The sequence below is a fragment of the Streptomyces bacillaris genome, from assembly GCF_003268675.1.
Taxonomy (GTDB): domain Bacteria; phylum Actinomycetota; class Actinomycetes; order Streptomycetales; family Streptomycetaceae; genus Streptomyces; species Streptomyces bacillaris.
The window spans coordinates 4,836,822-4,855,622 of sequence record NZ_CP029378.1 but is presented as its reverse complement, the minus strand read 5'-3'; the positions used below and the strand labels follow the sequence as shown (position 1 = coordinate 4,855,622).

The window sequence follows — 18,801 nt, the reverse complement described above, 5'->3', positions numbered from 1 at the left end:
CCTATGTCGAACGATGACTGGACGTCGCTGCTTTACGTTCCTCAGTCTGGATTCAGGTGACCGTCCGGCGCGATGGTGCCCAGCGCAGTCTTGAGGTGGGGTTTTCCCCACCCTCCCCCCTGCTGTGCTCCGCAGGTGCGACGTAAGAACAGGTTAAGGAAACGGCCTCGCCCGCCACGTCCTCCGCCGGGAGGAAGGGGCCCTGGCCACTATGAGGGGGTGCCCCCTAGGGGGAGTCGTCCTCCGGGCGGAGGCGGGGTCAGGGTCGCCGTCGAGCGGAGCGGCGGGGTCCGCGCCGGGAACCCGGGAGCGGAGGCGCGGCGTCCTCGGAAGGACATGATCACCGACTTCTCGAAGGGCCCGGGCATGACGACCACCGCCACCCGCTACCTCCACCTCGTCCGGCACGGCGAGGCCACCCCGGACGAGTCCGGGCTGACCGGGAACGGCCGCCGCCAGGCCGCCCTCCTCGGCCGGCGCCTCCGGGGCGTCCCGTTCGCGGCCGTCCGCCACGGCCCGCTCCCCCGGGCGGAGGAGACCGCGCGCCTGATCCACGCCGAACTGGCCGACGGCATCCCCCTCCACCGCACGGAGCCGGCCGGGGACTACGTCCCCCACTTCCCTCGCAGGGACGAACTCCCTCCGGAATCAGCCGACTTCTTCCTCCGCTTCCTCGAAGGGACCACCCCCGAGGAGCAGGAGCAGGGCGCCGCCCTGGCCCGCCGGGCGCTGGACCTGTTCACCGGCCCGGTCGAGGGTGAGGGCGAGGAGGACCGTCACGAGCTGGTCGTCACCCACAACTTCCTGGTCGCCTGGCTCGTACGGGACGCCATGCACGCCCCCGCGTGGCGCTGGCTCGGCCTCAACCACGCCAACGCCGCCCTGACCGTCATCCGGTACGCGCCCGGCCGCCCCGCCACCGTCCTGCTGTCCAACGACATGCGCCACCTCCCCGCCGACCTGCGCTGGACCGGCTTCCCGCCCGAGCCGCACATCTGACCGCCGGGAGGCGCGGGAGCCAGGGAGCCGAGGTCCCGGGAGCCCTGGGCCCGGGCAGGCCGCAGCCCCCGGCGGCCGGGGAATCCCGTGAAAGCCCCCGCGCCCGCCGCCGGGATGAGACAGTGCCCCCGGAGATACGTGCATAGGGAAGGAATACCGGTGGGCGGCACGGACGGCGAGCACAGGACGCACGGAACGGCCGGCCCGGGCGGCCCCAGCGCCCCGGGCGCCCCGGGCCGCCCCGCCACCCCCGGCACCCCGGGCGGCCCCGGTGGTCCCGCCGCCCCGGGCGACGCCCCCGTAACCGCGTCCGGGTCCGAGCCGCCACCGCCCGCACCCGCCGCCCTCACCACCCCCCGCGGCCGCCGCCCCGTCGTCGCGGCCCTCATGCTCGGCATGGCGCTGGCCGCCATCGACGGCACCATCGTCTCGACCGCCGTCCCGCAGATCGTCGGGGACCTCGGCGGGTTCGCCGTCTTCTCCTGGCTCTTCTCCGGCTATCTGCTCGCCGTCACCGTCACGCTCCCGGTGTACGGGAAGCTCTCCGACACCTTCGGCCGCAAGCCGGTCCTCATCGCCGGGATCGTCCTCTTCCTCGTCGGCTCCCTGCTCTGCGCCCTCGCCTGGAACATGGGCGCGCTCATCGCCTTCCGCATCGTCCAGGGGCTCGGCGGCGGCGCCCTCCAGGGCACCGTCCAGACCATCGCCGCCGACCTCTACCCCCTGAAGGAACGCCCGCGCATCCAGGCCAAGCTGTCCACCGTCTGGGCCACGTCGGCGGTGGCGGGGCCCGTCGTCGGCGGGCTGCTCGCCGGGTACGCCGACTGGCGGTGGATCTTCCTCATCAACCTGCCGGTCGGCGCGCTCGCCCTCTGGCTGGTCGTCCGCCACCTCCACGAGCCCGCACGCCCTCGGCCGAAGACCCGGCCCCGTATCGACTGGGCGGGCGCCCTCGCCGTCTTCGCCACCGGCACCCTGCTGCTCACCGCCCTCGTGCAGGGCGGGGTGGCCTGGCCCTGGCTCTCGGCGCCCTCGCTCGGGCTCTTCGCGGCGAGCGCGGCGCTGGCCGCCCTGACCGTCGTCATCGAGCGGCGCGCGGCCGAACCGATCATCCCCGGGTGGGTCTGGCGCCGCCGCACCATCGCCTCGGTCAACCTGGCGCTGGGCGCGATGGGGCTGCTGATGGTGGCGCCGACCGTCTTCCTCCCCACGTACGCGCAGTCGGTGCTCGGCCTCGGCCCGATCGCCGCCGGTTTCGTGCTCTCCGTGATGACCCTGAGCTGGCCGGTCTCTGCGGCCCTCTCCGACCGGGTCTACAACCGCATCGGCTTCCGCCTCACCGCCATCATCGGCATGAGCGCCGCCCTGCTGGTCCTGCTGGCCTTCCCGCTGCTCCCCTACCCCGGCGAACCCTGGCAGCCCGCCCTGATCATGCTGCTCCTCGGCGCGGCCCTCGGCCTCTTCCAACTCCCCCTGATCGTGGGCGTGCAGTCGACCGTGGGGTGGGCGGAACGGGGTACGACGACGGCGTCCGTCCTCTTCTGCCGCCAGGTCGGCCAGAGCGTCGGGGCGGCCGTCTTCGGCGCCGTCGCCAACGGTGTGCTGGCCGCCCGCCTCCTCGACGCCCCCGCCCCCGGCCTCCCCGACGACCTGGACGCGGTCGCGCGCACCCTGGAGGACCCGGGCGCGCTCTCGGCGGCGGCCACGGACCAGCTGCGCCGGGCGGTGGACGCGGCGGTCGACCACGTCTACATCGGCGCGGCGGGTGCGGCGGCCCTGGCCCTGCTCGCCCTCGTCGTCCTCGCCCCGCGCCGCTTCCCGGTCATCACGGAGCCGGAGGACCGGCGGCCGTAGGGGGCGCCCGGGGCAGCGCCCCCCGGCTGTCGGGGTGGTACCTTCCCGACATTTACACGAGTCAATAAAGCGGGCCCAATAGCCCTTGAATTTCTTGCAGATTGACTGAAAAGACAACCCTCGTAAGAGTCAACGCCCCGCGCATATCGCGCTTTCGCCCGAATACTCGGGCGGCCGTTCCGCCCTTCCCCCGCCCACCGCCGGACCTGCCGAAGCGTACTTGTCCTCGCATTTCGGCCTTCTCCGCAGGGTGTACCACTCACCGCGCAACGAATGTGCTGCGGTGCACAGTTCACGACAATCTTGTCCTGCCACCGGACTATGCCGCTCAGCAGATCACTGCGTGCTCCAGGATGGCTACGATGAGGTCGCTGCCTGCCGGACAGGGGCCTTTCCCGCCTCACCTCTCTCCCCCCATCTCCGTGGTCAGGGTTCCGGGGCGGCTCACACCTTCTGCTCGGCATGAACTGAGGGACCCGCACCGATGCCCAAACCAGAACCCCCCACACCGCGGCGACCGACGAAGGCACCGAGGGCCGTTCCGGCCCCGGTCTGGGCCCTGCCGGCGCTGAGCGCGGTGGCAGGGATCGTGGCCCTCGTGCTGGCGCCGCAGGGCACGCGCGGCTGGACCGCCGCCGTCACCGTCACCGCCTGGGTGCTCCTGGCCGCGACCCTCGCCACGGCCCACCGGCTCGTCCGGCGGGCGCAGCGGACGGCCACCGAGCGGATCGTCGAGGCCGACCGGCTCAAGGCGTCGACGGCCGCCCTCGAAGCGGACGCGGCCCACACCTCCGACGTGGCGCTGCCCGCCGTGGTCAGGCTGGTGCGCGGCGGCTGGAACACCGCCGCCGCCCTCGACCAGGTGCCCCCGCCGCGCAGCCAGCGCCACCGCAAGCTGCTGCACATCGTCGCGGCCACCGTCGAGGAACAGGGGCAGCAGGCCGCGTCGTTCCAGGCGGCCAACGCCCAGCTGCGCGAGGAGCTGGGGGCCGAGATCGCGCGGCTCCGCGAGGAGCTGGAGGCCATGACCGCGCAGGTGGAACGGTTCACCAGGGAGACGCTGCCGTCGGTGACCGCCCGGCTGCGCGCGGGGGAGTCCGGCGCCTCGGTGCGGGCCGAGACCGTGCTGCCCGAGCACCCGCTGCTGAGGACGTCGGCCGAGTCGGTGGTCCGGGAACTCGCGCTCAGCGAACGCCGCGCGCTGGCCGCCCAGACCGCCTCGGCCAAGGCCCTCAGCCGCGTCCAGGCGAAGGCCGTGAGCATGCTCGCCGACCTGCGCGCCATGCAGGAACGTCACGGCGAGGAGGTCTTCGGCGACCTGCTGAAGCTGGACCACAGCACCTCGCAGCTCGGCCTGATGACGGACCGGCTGGCCCTGCTGATGGGCGGACGGCCCAGCCGCGCCTGGAACAGGCCGATCGTCATGGAGAGCATCCTGCGCGGCGCGGTCGGGCGCATCGCCGCCTACCAGCGGGTACGGCTGCACTGCTCGTCCACCGCCGCCATCTCCGGCTTCGCCGCCGAGAGCGTCATGCACCTCCTGGCCGAACTGATGGACAACGCCGCCAACTTCTCGCCGCCCATCGACGAGGTCCACGTCTACGTCGAGGAACGCGGCACCGGCATCGTCGTCACCATCGAGGACAGCGGTCTGAAGATGGCCGACGCCGCCATGCGCCGGGCGGCGGACTCCGTCTCCGGCCGGCTGACCGACCTCGCCACCCTCCAGGGCACCCGGCTCGGCCTGGCCGTCGTCGGGCAGCTGGCGCTGAAGCATCAGATCAGCGTCAACTACCGCCCGTCCTCCCGCGGCGGTACGGGCGTGGTCGTCCTGCTGCCCCGTCAGCTCATCGCCCAGCAGAACCGCGAGGACCACCAGAGCCCGAGCCTGCCGACGGCGGCGCCGGTCCGTCCCCCGGTCACGGCCGACGCCTCCGTGCCGCCGCCCGCCACCTCGGTGACGCCCCCCACCGGTACGGACCTGCGGTCCCTCCCCGCACCCGCGACGCCCCCGGACCTCACCCCCGTACCCCTGACTCCCCCGGACCACGCTCCGGCCGCGCACGGGCCGTCGGGCAGCCTCCCGGAGTACGTACGGGAGACGGCCCGCCCGGTGGAGCCGACGGTGGCGCCGGTCCGCCCCGCGGCCCCGTCCACGCCCAACGGCCTCCCCGTGCGCACCCCCGGCCGGACCATGGGCGAGGCCGAGCGGGAGCGGGGACGCCACCGGGCCGCCCCCGCCTCGCCGTCCCCGGCGGACGGCGGCGCCCCGAAGGCCCCGCCGCGCACCGCGGCCCAGCAGTTCGGCGCCTTCCAGCGCGGCCGCCGCCCCCAGGCGGACCCCGCCTCCCAGGGCGGTGCGGCCACGCCGCCACCCGCCGCCCCGGACGGGCCGGCCGCACCGCCCCCGGCGCCCCGTAGCGCTCCCGCCCCCGTGTCCGGCGCACCGGACGCCCCCGCTCGAACCTTCCGAGATTGGAGGTACGGGCCGACAGCCGGCCTACCGGCCCGCACGGTCCCGCCACATCATGCAGACCACAGACACCAGCCTCACCTGGCTCCTGCAGAGGCTGCTGGAGCAGACCCCCGGAACGCGTCACGCCCTGGCCCTGTCACGGGACGGGCTGAAGCTCTGCTGGACCGAACACCTCACCCTGGACCAGGCGGACCAGCTCGCCGCCATCTGCTCGGGCATGCAGGCCCTGGCCCAGGGGGCGTCCATCGAGTTCGGGGACAGCACCGGGGGCGTGCGGCACTCCATGACCGAGTTCCACGGCGGGCTGCTCTTCATCGTCGAGGCCGGCGAGGGCGCCCATCTCGCCGTGGTCGCCTCGGAGGAGGCCGACCCGAGCGTGGTGGGCCACCAGATGACGCAGATGGTCGAGCAGATCGGCGACCATCTGCGGGCCGCGCCACGGGGCGGGGCGCCCGGGGGGCGGTCATGACCCTCCGGCCCGTCGACACCGGGTCCCCCGACCGGCTCTACACGGTCACCGGGGGACGCAGCCGGGCCGTGGACTCCTTCGACCTGGTGACCCTCGTCGTCGCCGAGTCCCGGCCCACCACGGGCATGCAGTCGGAGCACGTCCGCATCCTCGAGCTCTGCCGGCACCCCACGGCCGTCGTCGAGATCGCCGCGGAACTCTCCCTCCCCGTCACCGTGGTGCGCATCCTCCTCGACGACCTGCACACCGCGGGCCGGATCACCGCCCGCCACCCCCGGACCGCGGCCGCCGCCGCACTGCCCGACTCCGAGCTGCTGATGGAGGTGCTCCATGGACTCCGTAGGCTCTGAACTGCCCGCTCAGCGCACACCGCTGGCGGACGCGGCGGAGACCGGACTGAAAATAGTCGTCGTCGGAGGGTTCGGGGTGGGCAAGACCACCCTCGTCCACTCGGTGAGCGAGATCCGCCCGCTCAACACCGAGGAGCTGATGACGCAGGCGGGCGTCGGGGTCGACGAGACCAGCGGGGTCGACGGGAAGACGACCACCACGGTGGCGTTCGACTTCGGCCGCATCAGCCTCAACGAGCGCATGGTGCTCTACCTCTTCGGCGCCCCGGGCCAGAAGCGGTTCTGGTTCCTGTGGGACCGGCTGTTCTCCGGCACCCTGGGGGCCGTGGTCCTGGTGGACACCCGCCGGATGGACGACTCCTGGTACGCGATCGACCGGCTGGAGCACCACGGGACCCCGTTCGTGGTCGCGGTCAACCGGTTCGACCACGACACCACGTACTCCCTCGACGAGATCCGTCAGGCCCTGGCCCTGCCCCCGCACGTCCCCATGGTCGACTGCGACGCCCGGATCCGGACGTCCAGCAAGAACGTGCTGATCACCCTCGTCGACCACCTGCGCACCATGGCCCTCGCCCGGGAGGCGACCGCATGAGCACCTCCAGCCCCGCCTTCGATCCCACCACCGCCCCCGGCTGCCCGGCCGACCGGGGCGCGGTGCGGCTCTCCGGCACCTCCTACCAGCAGACGCCCACCGAGCTGTACCGCTCGCTGCGGTCGGAGCACGGCGCGGTGGCCCCGGTGCTCCTGGACGGGGACATCCCCGCCTGGCTGGTGCTCGGCTACGCGGAGCTGTCCTACGTCACCGAGCACGACGAGCTGTTCGCCCGGGACTCCCGCCGCTGGAACCAGTGGGAGAACATCCCCGCCGACTGGCCGCTGCTCCCCTACGTCGGCTACCAGCCGTCGGTGCTCTTCACCGAGGGCGACGAGCACCGGCGCCGGGCCGGGGTGATCACCGAGGCGCTGGAGACCGTGGACCAGTTCGAGCTGGCCCGCGACTGCCGGCACATCGCCGACCAGCTCATCTCGGCCTTCGCCGGGAGCGGCCGTACCGAGCTGATGAGCCAGTACGTGCACGCGCTGCCGATGCGGGCGGTGGTCCAGCTGTGCGGGATGCCCCTCTCGGGCGACGACACCGCGCAGCTCGTCGACGACCTGCGCATCTCCCTGGACGCCGGTGAGGGCGAGGACCCGGTGGCCGCCTACGGGCGGGTGGGCGACCGGCTGCGGCAGCTGGTCCAGGAGCGGCGCGCGGCTCCCGGCCCCGATGTCGCCTCCCGGCTGGTCACCCACCCGGAGGGGCTGACGGACGAGCAGATCGTCCAGGACCTGATCTCGGTGATCGCCGCCGCCCAGCAGCCCACGGCCAACTGGATCTGCAACACGCTCCGGCTGCTGCTGACGGACGAGCGGTTCGCGCTGAACGTCTCCGGCGGCCGGCTCAGCGTCGGCGAGGCGCTCAACGAGGTGCTGTGGCTGGACACTCCGACGCAGAACTTCATCGGCCGCTGGGCCGTCCGGGACATCCAGCTCGGCGGGCGGCACATCCGGGCCGGTGACTGCCTGGTGCTGGGGATCGCCGCGGCCAACACCGACCCCGAGATCTGGCCGGAGTCGTACGTCGGCGCCGAGAACGCGGCGCACCTGTCCTTCAGCAACGGCGAGCACCGCTGCCCCTACCCGGCGCCGCTGCTGGCGGACGTGATGGCCCGTACGGCGGTGGAGACGCTGCTGGAACGGCTGCCGGACCTGATGCTCGCGGTGGAGCCGGAGGCGCTGCGCTGGCGGCCGTCGGTCTGGATGCGGGGGCTGTCGGAGCTGCCGGTGGTCTTCAGCCCGGTGACGCAGTAGGGGCCCCGGGGTCTTGAGGGGCGCGGGCGGCCGACGTACGCGCTCCGGGCGCGGGCGGGCCTGAGGGGTGCGGGCGGCCGGAGGGCGTGCTCCGGCCGCCCGCACCCCTCCCGGTCAGCCGGAGATCGGGGTGAACCGGACCGGCAGGCTCTGCGGCCCCCGGGTGAAGACCCCGTGCTCGGCGGGGTCGAAGCCGTCGGCCAGGCGGATGTCGGGCATGGCGTCCAGCAGTTGGCCGACCCCGATCTCGACCTCGGCCTTGGCCAGCAGGGCGCCGACGCAGAAGTGGCGGCCCAGGGCGAAGGCCAGATGGTCGGCCGCCGCCGAGAAGGCGTTCGTCGCGGCCAGGTCCTCGCGGAAGATGTCGAAGGAGTCGGGGTCCCGGTAGCGCTTCCCGTCCCGGTTGGCGGCGCCGATGAGACAGGTGACCGTGGCGCCCGCCGGTACGGTGCCGCCGCTGAGGGCGACCTCGGTGGTCGACTGCCGCATGATCATGTGGACCGGTGGCGTGTAGCGCAGGGTCTCCGCGAAGGCCCGGGATATCAGCTCGCGGTCGGCCCGGACGGCCGCCAGCTGGTCCGGGTGGCGGAGCAGGTTGGCGAAGATGGCCGCGATGGCCTTGTCGGTGGTCTCGCCCCCGGCCGCCAGCAGCAGGCTGCAGAACGCCTTGATGTCCTCGTCGCTCATCCGCACCCCGTCGACCTCCGCCGTGCAGAGGACCGACAGCAGGTCGTCCCCCGGCGCCTCGCGCCGCTCGCGGATGATCGGCAGCATGTACTCGGCGAACTCCACCCGCGTACGTTCGCCCGCCCGGATGACTTCCTGGTCGCCCGAGAGATTGCCGAGAAAGGCGATGACGGCGGTGTACCAGCCGTGGAACCGGTCGTAGTCGGACTTGTCGAGCCCCAGCATGTCCGCGATGACGTTCACCGGGAAACGGCTGGCGTAGTCGGTGACCAGGTCGACGGACCCGGTGGTACGGAATCGGTCGATCAGCTCGCGCGAATTGCGCTCGATGACCGGTAAGAATTTGTCCCGGAGGTCGCTGCCCCGGAAGGCGGGGGCGACCAGGGCCCGGCGCACGGCGTGCTCGCGCCCGCTGAGCTGGAGAATCGTCCGGCCGTGCACCGGCTCGATCTGCCAGTCGTAGTTTTCCGTACTGAACTCGCCTTTTTTGTCCTTGAAGACCCGCTCGACGTCCTCATAACGCGAGACGATGTAGCTGTTCGTGGCTTCGTGCCAGATGAGGGGCTCGTCATCACGCATCCGCCGATACGCCCGATAAGGGTCTCTCTCGAACTCTGGCGACAGAATGTCCGGTGTTCGGACCGTCATGACCACTCCTTTGCGCGGAGAACGGGGAACTGCGAGGTGCAGCACCAATTCAGCTCGCACCGGCAGATATACGCAAGAGCCACCGGTCAGGAAATCCCCGGTCATCGCCCAGGGCGTACAGCACCGGGCGGCGGTGCCCCCGCAACCCCCGCCGGACCGGCCGCCACGGTCCGCGGCCGGGACGACGGCCGAACCGCTTCACGGCTGACGCTTGCCGGAAGGCACCTGCGCGTGGGCCTGGTCCTGGTCCTGGTCCTGGTCCGGGGTGCCGGACGGGGAGCGGTACGGATAGCGGTGGGCGGAGCCGCGGCGGATGGTCAGCGAGACCAGGGCCGCCAGCGCGCAGGCGGCGCCGAGCAGCAGCCAGACCGGGTCGTAGCTGCCGAAGGCGTCCCGGGCCGCGCCGCCGAGGAAGGCGGCCAGGGCCGCGCCGACCTGGTGGGCCGCGTTGACCCAGCCGAAGACGATGGCGCTGTCGTCCCCGTAGAACGTGCGGCAGAGCGCGATGACCGGCGGGACGGTGGCCAGGTCGAGAAGGCCGAAGGCGACCACGAAGACCATCATCGCCGGGTTGACCGTGGCGGCCATCATCAGCGGGAGCAGCACCAGCAGCACCCCGCGCAGGGCGAAGTAGACGGCGAGCAGCCTGCGGGCGTCCTTGCGGTCGGTGAGCCAGCCGGAGGCAATGGTGCCGAAGACGTTGAAGACGCCGATGAGGGCCAGCAGGGTCGACGCGGTGGTGATGGCCATGCCGTGGTCGTGGGCGGCCGGGGTGAAGTGCGTCCACATGATGCCGTTGGTGGTGGCCCCGCAGATCGCGAAGGCCCCCGCGAGCAGCCAGAACGGCTTGGTGCGGGCCGCGTCGCGCAGCACGGCGAGGGTGCGGCGGGCGACCCCGCCGACGGGCGGCGGCTTGGGGACGAACTCCGTGCTGCCGTACGGGTTCCGGCCGATGTCGGCCGGGTGGTCGCGCAGCACCAGCCAGATGACGGGCGCGACGGCCAGCGCGACGAGCGCGAGGGTGACGAGGGCCGGCCGCCAGTCGTAGTGGTCGATGGTCCAGGCGAGCGCGGGCAGGAACACCATCTGCCCGAAGACGCTGCCGGAGGAGAGGATCCCGGTGACCAGGCCGCGCCGGGTGGTGAACCAGCGGTTGGTGACCGTGGCGCCGAAAGCCATGGCCATGGAGCCGGTGCCCAGGCCGACGAGGAAGCCCCAGAAGAGGGTGAACTGCCAGGGCGCGGTCATCACGGTGGTGAGGAGCGATCCGGCGGCGACGGTGCTGAGGGCGGCGACGACCACCCGGCGGATGCCGAAGCGGTCCATCAGGGCGGCAGCGAACGGTGCGGTCAGCCCGTACAGGACCATGTTCACCGCCGAGGCGACCCCGATCGTCCCGCGCGACCAGTGGAACTCCTGCTGGAGCGGGTTCATGAGGATGCCGGGCATCGTGGAGAAGGCGCCCGCGACGACGATGGCGAGCGCGGCGGCACCGGCGACCCACCACGCGCGGTGGATCCCCCGGGGCCGGGGCGCCTCGGTGTTTCCGGTCGTTTCTTCGTCCATGTTCCTCATCCTCGGCAGGTCGGCGATCGTCCACCACTGGCCAGCTGGACATGGAGTGAAACAATCTGGCCATGGCGACAGGGAGCGAAAAGCAGGAGCAACGGGGGCAGAGCACGCAACCCGACCGGGCGGTGCACCGGGTGGTCACGCTGGTACGTCCGGGGCTGCTGCCGATGGAGCTGGGCATCGTCCACCGGCTCTTCGGCACGGCCCTCGACGCCACCGGCCGCCCGCTGTACTCGGTGGTGACCTGTGCCGTCGAACCCGGCGAGATCCCCACGGACGCGGACTTCACCGTGAACGTGCGCCACGGCCCCGAGGCGCTGGAGAGCGCCGACACCGTGCTCGTACCGGCGGCGGTGGAGGACTACGGCCCGCAGGAGCGCGGCCGGGTCCCGGAGCCGGTGCGCCGGGCGCTCGCCCGGATCCCGGCGGAGGCCCGGGTGGCGTCGATCTGCACGGGCACGTTCGTCCTGGCGGCGGCCGGGCTGCTGGCGGGGCGGCGGGCGACGACGCACTGGAAGTCCTGCGACGAGCTGCGCACGCTCTACCCGGAGGTCGACGTCGACCCGGACGTCCTCTACACGGACGACCGGAACGTCCTCACCTCGGCGGGCGTCGCCGCCGGGATCGACCTCTGTCTGCACATGATCCGCAGCGACCACGGCAGCGAGATCGCCAACACCGTCGCCCGGCGCACCGTCGTCCCCCCGCACCGGGACGGCGGCCAGGCCCAGTACATCGAGCAGCCCGTCCCCGAACCGGGCGCCAGCCCCACGGCCGCCGCCCGCACCTACGCCCTGCGCCACCTGGGCGAGCCGCTGACGCTGGAGGACCTGGCCCGGGAGGCGGCGGTCAGCGTACGGACGCTGAGCCGCCGCTTCCTCCAGGAGACCGGCCAGACCCCGATGCGCTGGCTGGCCGCCCAGCGGCTGCACCACGCCCGGCACCTCCTGGAGCGGACGGACCAGCCGGTGGACCGGATCGCCGCGGCGGCCGGCTTCGGTACGGGCACGGCGATGCGCCTCCACTTCCGCGAGGCCCTCGGGGTCTCGCCGCGCGCGTACCGCACCACCTTCCGCGGGGCCGGGGAGGAGACCGGAACGGGGTGATGCGGTACGCGGCTCCCTCATGGGCTCACCCGGCTCAGGGGCTCACCCGGTAGGGGCTCACCCCGCCCGTGGGGCGAGCGGGCCGATCCGGTACAGCACCTCGTCGTGGTGCTCGCCCGGGAAGAGGTCACCGGGGAAGAGGACCCGGGTCTCCACCTCGGCCGCGTACCGCTTCGCGACCTTCTTCAGCACCATGATGATGGCCTTGTTGTCGGCGGAGACGGTGGCCTCGATGAAGCGCGCCCCCTGCTCCACGGCCCGGTCGGCGGCCCGGTCGAAGAGCTGCACGCCGAGCATCGGGATGCCGTGCCGGGGCCGTACCGCCTCCTGCCACACCAGATAGGTGTCCGGCTCATCGGGCCGGACGTACCCGGTGAGGAAGCCGATGACCTCGTCGTCAACGGTGGCCACGAGCGATGTGGCGGCGAAGTCCCGGCACCAGAGCGCGTAGTAGTACGGGCTGTTGTTGTCCAGTTCGTCGGTCCCGTCGACCAGCTCCCAGAGCGCGGGCGCGTCCTCGACGCGCGGGGTCCGGAACTCCGGCCGGACACGGGCGGCGGAGGCGGGGGTTCCGGTGGAGGAAGCCGCGGGGGCGGTCATACGGCCTCCTCCGTGAGGAGCGGGTAGACGCCGTCGGCGTCGTGGTCCTCCCGCCCGGTGACCGGCGGGTTGAACACGCAGATGAAGCGCGAGTCGGTCCGGGGCCGCAGCGTGTGCTTCTCGTGCCCGTCGAGCAGATACATGGTGCCCGGGGTGATCAGATGCGTCTCCCCGGTCTCGTCGTTCGTCAGCTCGCTCTCGCCCTCGACGCAGAGGACGGCCTCGATGTGGTGGGCGTACCACATCGACGTCTCCGTGCCCGCGTACACCGTGGTCTCGTGCAGCGAGAAGCCGACACCCTCCCGGGCGAGCACGATGCGCTTGCTCTCCCAGGTGCCGGACTTGGACCTGACGTGCCGGTCGGTGTTCTCGATGTCCTTGAAGGAGCGGACGATCATTCCGGTTTCTTCCTTCCCTCGGCTGATGGAACGGCTACGACGCGGTGATCAGGCGGCCTTCCCCGAACCCCTCTGTTCCGCCTGCTCGCCCGCGAGTCGGGCGAGCGCGAAGTCGGTGAAGGTGTCGACGGTCTCGAAGTCGTCGGCGTCCAGCTCCTCGGGGTCGACCTCCAGGCCGAGCGAGTCCTCGAGCTCCATCAGCATCTCCAGCATCGTGGTGGAGTCGAGGTGCAGATCGTCGAAGAGCCGTGTCCCGCCCCGCAGTTCGGTCACGGGCCGGTCGAGCACCGTGCTGAGCGCGGTCTCCAGAGCGGTGGTCACATCGGTGCGGTCCATACGTGTTCATCCCTTCCGGTCGGTCGTTACGGAGTCGTCGGCGTCAGCTTCCGTACGGGTACGAGCACCGGTGCCGGCACGGCCGCTGGTACCGGCATCCACAAGGTCGGCGAGCGCGCGCCGGTCGACCTTGCCGTTGCCGTTGGTGGGCAGCGCCGCCACGGGGACGCAGCGGCGCGGGATCTTGTACTCCTCGATGAACCCGCGCATCCGGTCCAGGACGTCGGCCGGGTCCAGCGGGGTCACCGCGACGAGCACGGCCCGGCCGCCGGTCCGGGGCCCCGGTGTCAGCACCGCCGCGTCGGCCACCTCCGCCACCCGCCGGGCGGCGGCCTCCACCTCGGTGGCACTGACCCGGAAGCCGCGCTCCTTGTAGAGGTCGTCGCGGCGCCCGGAGAAGTACAGGTAGCCGTCCTCGTCGAGCCACCCGTAGTCCCCCGTGCGCAGCTCGGGGAAGAGGCCGTCGGCGCGCGGGAACCGCTCGGCGGTCAGCTCCGGCCGCCGCCAGTACCCGGCCATGACGTGCGGGCCGCGCACCACGAACTGGCCGACCTCGCCCGGCGGCAGCCGCGTCCCGTCCTCGTCGACGACGAAGACCTCGGTGCCGGGCAGGGCCCGCCCCGACGACCCGGGCCGCTCCAGATCCCCGTCGGGCGGCATGATCGTGGTCCGCTTGCACTCGGTCAGCCCGTACATGAGCTGGACCTTCAGCGTGGGGATCGCCTCCCGCAGCGCGGCGACCGTGCCCGGGTCCAGGGCCGCCCCGGTGTTGGTGAGCAGCCGCAGCCGGGGCGGCCGCCGGGCCCGGCGCACCAGCCACGCCAGCCGGTCGGTGACGGACGGGACGGAGGCCAGCACCGTGGCCCCGCTCCGCTCCAGGCTCCGCAGCAGCGGCGGCCCGGCCTCGGCGACGCTGCCCAGGTGCAGCCGGGCCCGGGCGAGGAACGTCAGGAACACCTGGTACAGGCCGTAGTCGAAGGAGAGCGGCAGCGGGCTGTGGACGACGTCGTCCGCGCGGTAGCCGAGCGCGCTGTGGATGGCGCGGGCGGCGAAGAGCATCTGCTGGTGGGTGCAGACGACGGCCTTGGGCAGCGAGGTCGTCCCGGAGGTGTAGATGAGGCAGGCCCCGTCCACGGGGAGCGGGCCGTCCCCGGGAAGTGGCCTGTCCCCGGGGAGTGGCCTGCCTCCCAACTCGCCTCGGTCTGGAGCTGGTTCACGCAGGCCCTGCGGTGCCAGTACCCGTACACCGTGGGCCGCCGCCGTCGCGGCCGCTTCCGGGTCGTCGGTGACCATCACGGCCGGTTCGCAGTCGGTCAGCACGTGTTCCAGCGGCCGGCCGCGGACCTGCTCGTGCAACACGCTGAAGAGGGCGCCCGTTCGGGACGCGGCGTGTACGGCGACGGCGGCGGCGAGCGGGTCGGGCGTGGAGATCACCACCCGGTCGCCCCGGCGCACCCCCTCGTGGCGCAGCCGGTGCGCGGCGGTGACGGTGGCCGCCGCGAGTTCGCCGTACGTCAGTGAGCCGGTGGCGGAAGTGAGGGCGACCCGGTCGTCGGGCACGGCTGCCGCGGCCTCGTCGAGCAGGGTGTGCAGTACGTCGGCGTCGGACATCAGCGGCCTCCCTTCGCCGTGGGGGTCTTCCGGGGGACGACGGTCGTGGCACGGGCCGTGCAGACCGTGACCGGCTCCGGGAGTACGGCGGCGGAGCTGGGGCCCTCGTCGGTGGCGGCGATCACCTTGCGGGCCGTCAGCTCCACGAACCGCCGCAGCTTGGTGGAGCGGACGACGCGTCCGGTCGCCTCGATGTAGTCGCCGGGGTGGACCGGGGCGGTGAAGCGGATGTCGGCGTACTCGGTGAGGAGCCCCTCGTCGCCGTCGCTCCGGATGGTGACCTCGGTGACCAGATCGCCGAACAGCCGCAGGATGCGGGCTCCGTCGACGAGTCGGCCGCCGTAGTGCGCCTCCTCCTGGCCGATCCTGACGCGCAGGCCGACCGTGAGCGGTTCGGGTTCACCACCGGTCCGTTCGACGTCGTTCGTGGGCGTCACGAGGCCCTCCTTTCCTCTTTGTCGTGGGTACGGGAGATGTCGTCGCAGGGGATGTCGTCGCGGGGGACGGTGAGCGCCACGGCCGCGACCGCGTCGCCCTTGTGGGTGATCGAGATCAGGACGGTGGCGCCGGGTGCGGCCTCTGCCGCCGAGCCGCGCAACTCCACATGCGGGGCTCCACCCGCGGCGCGGCCCACGAGGATGTCGCGCGGGGCGACCCCCTGGAACAGACCCCGGCCGAGCGCCTTGAGCACGGCCTCCTTGGCGGCGAACCGCCCGGCCAGATACTCCTGGCGCCGCCGTCCGGTCAGCCGGTGGGCCCGCTCGATCTCCTCGGGGGCGTAGCAGTACCGCAGGAACCAGCGGCGGGTGGTGAGCCGGTCCAGTTCGGTGCGGTCGAGCAGATCGAGGCCCACGCCCGTCGGGCAGGGCCGGCCGGTCACCCTGCGGCCGGCGGGTCGAGTCCGACCAGGTGCTGACGGGCGAGCAGATCCTCGGGGGTGTCCCGGTCGCGCACGAGGTGGGCGCGGCCCCCGTGGACCAGGACCTCGGCCGGATAGCCGTGGCTGAGGAAGAGTCCGGGCGAGGCGGTGGGGCCGTAGGCGCCGGACCGCTCGACGCCGAGCAGGTCGCCGGGGACCACCTCGGGCAGCGCTGCCCGCTTCACCACGGTGTCGTTGGGGGTGCAGAGGGGGCCGGTGACCGTGTAGGTGCGGTCGGCCGGGGCGTGGGGGCGGCCCAGGTGGCGTACGGGAAAGTTCCGCTTGACGAAGCTCCCGATGCCGACGGCGGCCATGTGGTGGTGGGTGCCCCCGTCCGCGACGACGAACGACTCGCCGGACGACTCCTTCACGTACAGCGCACGGGTCACATAGGTGCCGGCGCGGGCGGTGAGATAGCGGCCGAGTTCCATGATGAGACGGCAGTCGGGGTGGCGTTCACGGAATTCCGTGACGGGGCCGGTCAGCCCCTTTCCGAGGGCGCCGGAATCGAGGTCCTCCTCGTTCTCGAAGTAGGCGACTCCGAGACCGCCGCCGAAATCCACCGTGTCGAGGCGGATCCGCAGATCGGCGGCGAGGCTCTCCGCCATGGCGAGAATGTTCTCGGTGTTCGCCACGATGTCCTCGTGGTGCAGGAAACGCGTTCCCATATAGGCGTGGAATCCCACCACTTCGACCCGGCGGAGGGTGTCGAGAAGGGGGCGGCACGCCCTGACCTGCTCCTCGTCGATGCCGAACTGGCGGGGCTTGCCGCCCATCGCCAGCCCGGAGCCCTTGCTGGGGAAGGCCGGGTTGACGCGCAGCAGCGCACGGACGGGGGCGGTGCCCCCGTGCCCGGCCGCGATCCGGTCGAGCAGCCGCAGCTCGGCGAAGGACTCGCAGACCACGGCGTGGATCCCCGCCTCCAGGCAGGCGACCAGGTCGGCGCAGGTCTTGCCGGGGCCGAGGAAGACGATGTCCCCGGGGTCGACTCCGGCGCGCAGCGCGGTGGTGAGTTCGGCGACGGAGGAGACCTCGGCGCCCGCACCGGCGCGGTGCAGCACGGCGCAGACGCTGATGTTGGGGTTGGCCTTGAGCGAGTAGAGGACGTCGACGCCGGCCGGGAGCACGTCCCGCAGCTCTCTCAGGGTGGTGGACAGGACGTGGGCGTCGTAGACGAAGAACGGGGTTCCGTACTCTTCCGCGATGGCGGTGTAGGGAATTCCTTGTATGTCCGCCTCGACGGACGCGGAGTCACCGGAATGCACATGATGCTCGGACAAGCAGCCCTCCCGGATCAGACATGGATTCGCCCGCCGGATCGGAGATCGAGGATCAGGGATCAGAGATCGGACATCCGAGGAACCGGAACGGCGCGAACTTTCTGTTGCTCTCGGGTACTGCCGAAACCCTAGGGGACGGAGTGACGGAAGGAAGGGGGGCCCACGGGGAATGAGACATTCCGGAAGGGTGCCGCCCCTCCCGCGCGAAGACGGGATGCGCCCGGATACCCCACCCCGAGGGGCATATGCGCCCGCCCGCCGAGGAGTGATCCAGGGCACACGAGAAAGACCCTGAGGTGGATGATATCCGCCATGCCCGGAATACCCGCATCCCGGACGACCCGGCCGGGATCGGCCTTCCGCCATGATGGCCGAATCCCCCGCGAGACGGGACGAGTTCAGCCGCCGGGGCCACCGAGCCCGCTGGGGCCGCCTGGGACCACTGGGGCCGCCGAGCCCGCCGGAGGCCCTGGGCCCGCACCGGATGCCCCGGCGCCCCGGACCCGCGCCGGTTGCCCCGGAGGTCCCGGACCCGCCCCTGGTGCCCCGGGGGCCCGTCCGGCGCCCGCCCTCAGTCCTCCGCGCCCGCCGTCACCCGGCCCGTCAGCGCCGCGAGCGAGCTGCGGACGTGGGCCATGTGGGCCTGGACCTCCTCGCGGGCCTCCTCGTGCTCCCGCAGCACCCGCTCGGTCTCCCGGACGATCCGCTCCTCGCGGACCCGGGCCTCCGCCAGCAGCTCGGCCGCCCGCGCCTCCGCGTCCTCCTGGCCGTGGCGGGCCGTCTCCTGGGCCTCCGCGAGCGTGCGGGCCGCCTCCGCGAGCCGCGCCTCCGCCCGCTCGGTCAGCGCCGCGTGGCGGGCCTCCATCTCGGCCTCGGCGGCGGCGATCTCCGCCTCGGCGGCCTTGTGGCGCTCGGCGTGCTCCTGCTCCTGGTGGGCCAGGACGCTCTCCGTACGGTTCCGGGTCTGCGCCATCGCGGCCTCCGCCGCCCCGCGCACCTCCCCGGCCTCCTCGCGGGCCGCCGCCAGCACGCCGTCCGCCTCCCGGACCGCCTCCGCGACCCGCTCCTCGGCCGCCTCCACGGCTGCGGCCCGCACCGCGTCGGCCGCCTCCCGTGCCGCGTCCACGGCCGCCCGGCCCGCAGCGTCGGCCGCGTCCGCCAGTTCCTGGCCCGCCGCCTCCGCGTCCGCCCGCAGCGCCTCGGCCTGCTCCCGCGCCAGCGCCAGAATGTGCTGGGCCCGCTCCCCCAGCTCCGCGTAGTCCTGCTCGGGCAGCGCCGCCACGGTCTCCGCCAGCCGGGCCGCCTCCGCCGCCAGCTCCTGCGCGAGCCCCTCCAGCCGTACGGCCTCGGCCAGCGCCCGGTCCCGCTCGGCGGTGCGCTCGGCCACGGCACGGTCGACCTGGTCCGGGCGGTAACCACGCCCCCGCATGCCGACCACGTCGAACGCGGACACCGGTCCAGCACTCATAGCCTGAAGCCCCTCTACGACTTACGGACACGCGGACGCACACGGGTCTCCCGTGATAAGCCAAGGATGCGGCAAATGGGGCCGGAAGTCGGAATCGATCAGATGCTTTCAGGACGGAAAGCGACGGGTGTCACACGCCCGTAACGTGGCGAGGCACCCGATCCGTCCCGGAGC

At 72.8% G+C, this 18,801-nt stretch carries 17 protein-coding genes and 1 pseudogene; 8 read left to right on the top strand and 10 right to left on the bottom strand.

Translation table 11 applies throughout. From position 1 onward, the window contains the following. The first annotated feature begins 366 nt into the window (after window positions 1-366). The 7 genes and pseudogenes from DJ476_RS21110 to DJ476_RS21080 all read left to right on the top strand — a co-directional run bounded on the left by DJ476_RS21110 (window position 367) and on the right by DJ476_RS21080 (window position 8,002). Window positions 367-999, top strand: a complete 633-nt coding sequence (locus DJ476_RS21110; RefSeq protein WP_103418592.1) for a histidine phosphatase family protein — start codon at window positions 367-369, stop codon at window positions 997-999. 387 nt (window positions 1,000-1,386) lie between these two features. Continuing rightward, complete coding sequence (locus DJ476_RS21105; RefSeq protein ID WP_241565585.1) at window positions 1,387-2,853, top strand: MFS transporter; 1,467 nt, start codon at window positions 1,387-1,389, stop codon at window positions 2,851-2,853. Between the two features lie 484 nt (window positions 2,854-3,337). Further along, window positions 3,338-5,239: pseudogene (locus tag DJ476_RS21100) on the top strand (ATP-binding protein); the annotation flags it as partial. Window positions 5,240-5,381: 142 nt separating this feature from the next. Continuing rightward, window positions 5,382-5,798 carry a roadblock/LC7 domain-containing protein gene (locus DJ476_RS21095; protein ID WP_018492802.1) on the top strand — a complete coding sequence of 139 codons (417 nt, stop codon included), beginning with the start codon at window positions 5,382-5,384 and terminating at the stop codon, window positions 5,796-5,798. Then, window positions 5,795-6,148: a DUF742 domain-containing protein gene (locus tag DJ476_RS21090; RefSeq protein WP_053560921.1), complete on the top strand. Its 354-nt coding sequence runs from the start codon at window positions 5,795-5,797 to the stop codon at window positions 6,146-6,148. Before DJ476_RS21095 ends, DJ476_RS21090 begins: the two co-directional genes overlap by 4 nt. After that, the gene (locus DJ476_RS21085; protein ID WP_070203678.1) at window positions 6,129-6,743 is read left to right on the top strand and encodes a GTP-binding protein; all 615 of its coding nucleotides are present in this window, start codon (window positions 6,129-6,131) and stop codon (window positions 6,741-6,743) included. The genes DJ476_RS21090 and DJ476_RS21085 overlap by 20 nt, the downstream gene beginning before the upstream one ends. Further along, on the top strand, window positions 6,740-8,002 hold the full coding sequence (locus DJ476_RS21080; RefSeq protein WP_103418512.1) for a cytochrome P450: 1,263 nt from the start codon (window positions 6,740-6,742) through the stop codon (window positions 8,000-8,002). Before DJ476_RS21085 ends, DJ476_RS21080 begins: the two co-directional genes overlap by 4 nt. Before the next feature lie 114 nt (window positions 8,003-8,116). Here DJ476_RS21080 and DJ476_RS21075 read toward each other — a convergent pair whose 3' ends face one another. Both DJ476_RS21075 and DJ476_RS21070 read right to left on the bottom strand, forming a co-directional pair. Beyond that, window positions 8,117-9,268, bottom strand: coding sequence for a cytochrome P450 (locus tag DJ476_RS21075; RefSeq protein ID WP_103418511.1), 1,152 nt, complete (start codon window positions 9,266-9,268; stop codon window positions 8,117-8,119). A gap of 267 nt (window positions 9,269-9,535) precedes the next feature. Next, complete coding sequence (locus tag DJ476_RS21070) at window positions 9,536-10,903, bottom strand: MFS transporter (protein ID WP_103418510.1); 1,368 nt, start codon at window positions 10,901-10,903, stop codon at window positions 9,536-9,538. A gap of 71 nt (window positions 10,904-10,974) precedes the next feature. Between DJ476_RS21070 and DJ476_RS21065 the strand changes: the two genes are divergently transcribed. Then, window positions 10,975-12,015 (top strand): GlxA family transcriptional regulator, encoded by a 1,041-nt coding sequence (locus DJ476_RS21065; RefSeq protein ID WP_318294759.1) that lies wholly within the window; start codon window positions 10,975-10,977, stop codon window positions 12,013-12,015. 57 nt (window positions 12,016-12,072) lie between these two features. On the opposite strand, the gene ectA is transcribed toward DJ476_RS21065, so the two are convergent. From ectA to DJ476_RS21025, 8 genes are all read right to left on the bottom strand, one after another. Continuing rightward, entirely contained in the window at window positions 12,073-12,615 is a 543-nt protein-coding gene (ectA, locus tag DJ476_RS21060; RefSeq protein ID WP_070203673.1) for a diaminobutyrate acetyltransferase, read from the bottom strand. After that, on the bottom strand, window positions 12,612-13,013 hold the full coding sequence (locus DJ476_RS21055) for an ectoine synthase (RefSeq protein ID WP_070203672.1): 402 nt from the start codon (window positions 13,011-13,013) through the stop codon (window positions 12,612-12,614). The genes ectA and DJ476_RS21055 overlap by 4 nt, the downstream gene beginning before the upstream one ends. Window positions 13,014-13,061: 48 nt before the next feature. Beyond that, window positions 13,062-13,349, bottom strand: coding sequence for an acyl carrier protein (locus DJ476_RS21050; protein WP_103418508.1), 288 nt, complete (start codon window positions 13,347-13,349; stop codon window positions 13,062-13,064). Between the two features lie 6 nt (window positions 13,350-13,355). After that, window positions 13,356-14,960 carry a class I adenylate-forming enzyme family protein gene (locus tag DJ476_RS21045; RefSeq protein ID WP_112491295.1) on the bottom strand — a complete coding sequence of 535 codons (1,605 nt, stop codon included), beginning with the start codon at window positions 14,958-14,960 and terminating at the stop codon, window positions 13,356-13,358. After that, window positions 14,960-15,397, bottom strand: a complete 438-nt coding sequence (locus DJ476_RS21040; RefSeq protein WP_103418506.1) for a hotdog fold domain-containing protein — start codon at window positions 15,395-15,397, stop codon at window positions 14,960-14,962. The genes DJ476_RS21045 and DJ476_RS21040 overlap by 1 nt, the downstream gene beginning before the upstream one ends. Further along, window positions 15,394-15,813, bottom strand: a complete 420-nt coding sequence (locus tag DJ476_RS21035) for a holo-ACP synthase (protein ID WP_167480395.1) — start codon at window positions 15,811-15,813, stop codon at window positions 15,394-15,396. Before DJ476_RS21035 ends, DJ476_RS21040 begins: the two co-directional genes overlap by 4 nt. 23 nt (window positions 15,814-15,836) lie before the next feature. Next, window positions 15,837-17,159, bottom strand: coding sequence for a type III PLP-dependent enzyme (locus tag DJ476_RS21030; protein ID WP_318294758.1), 1,323 nt, complete (start codon window positions 17,157-17,159; stop codon window positions 15,837-15,839). Between the two features lie 571 nt (window positions 17,160-17,730). Further along, the gene (locus DJ476_RS21025; RefSeq protein ID WP_103418503.1) at window positions 17,731-18,627 is read right to left on the bottom strand and encodes a cellulose-binding protein; all 897 of its coding nucleotides are present in this window, start codon (window positions 18,625-18,627) and stop codon (window positions 17,731-17,733) included. Window positions 18,628-18,801 lie beyond the last annotated feature (174 nt).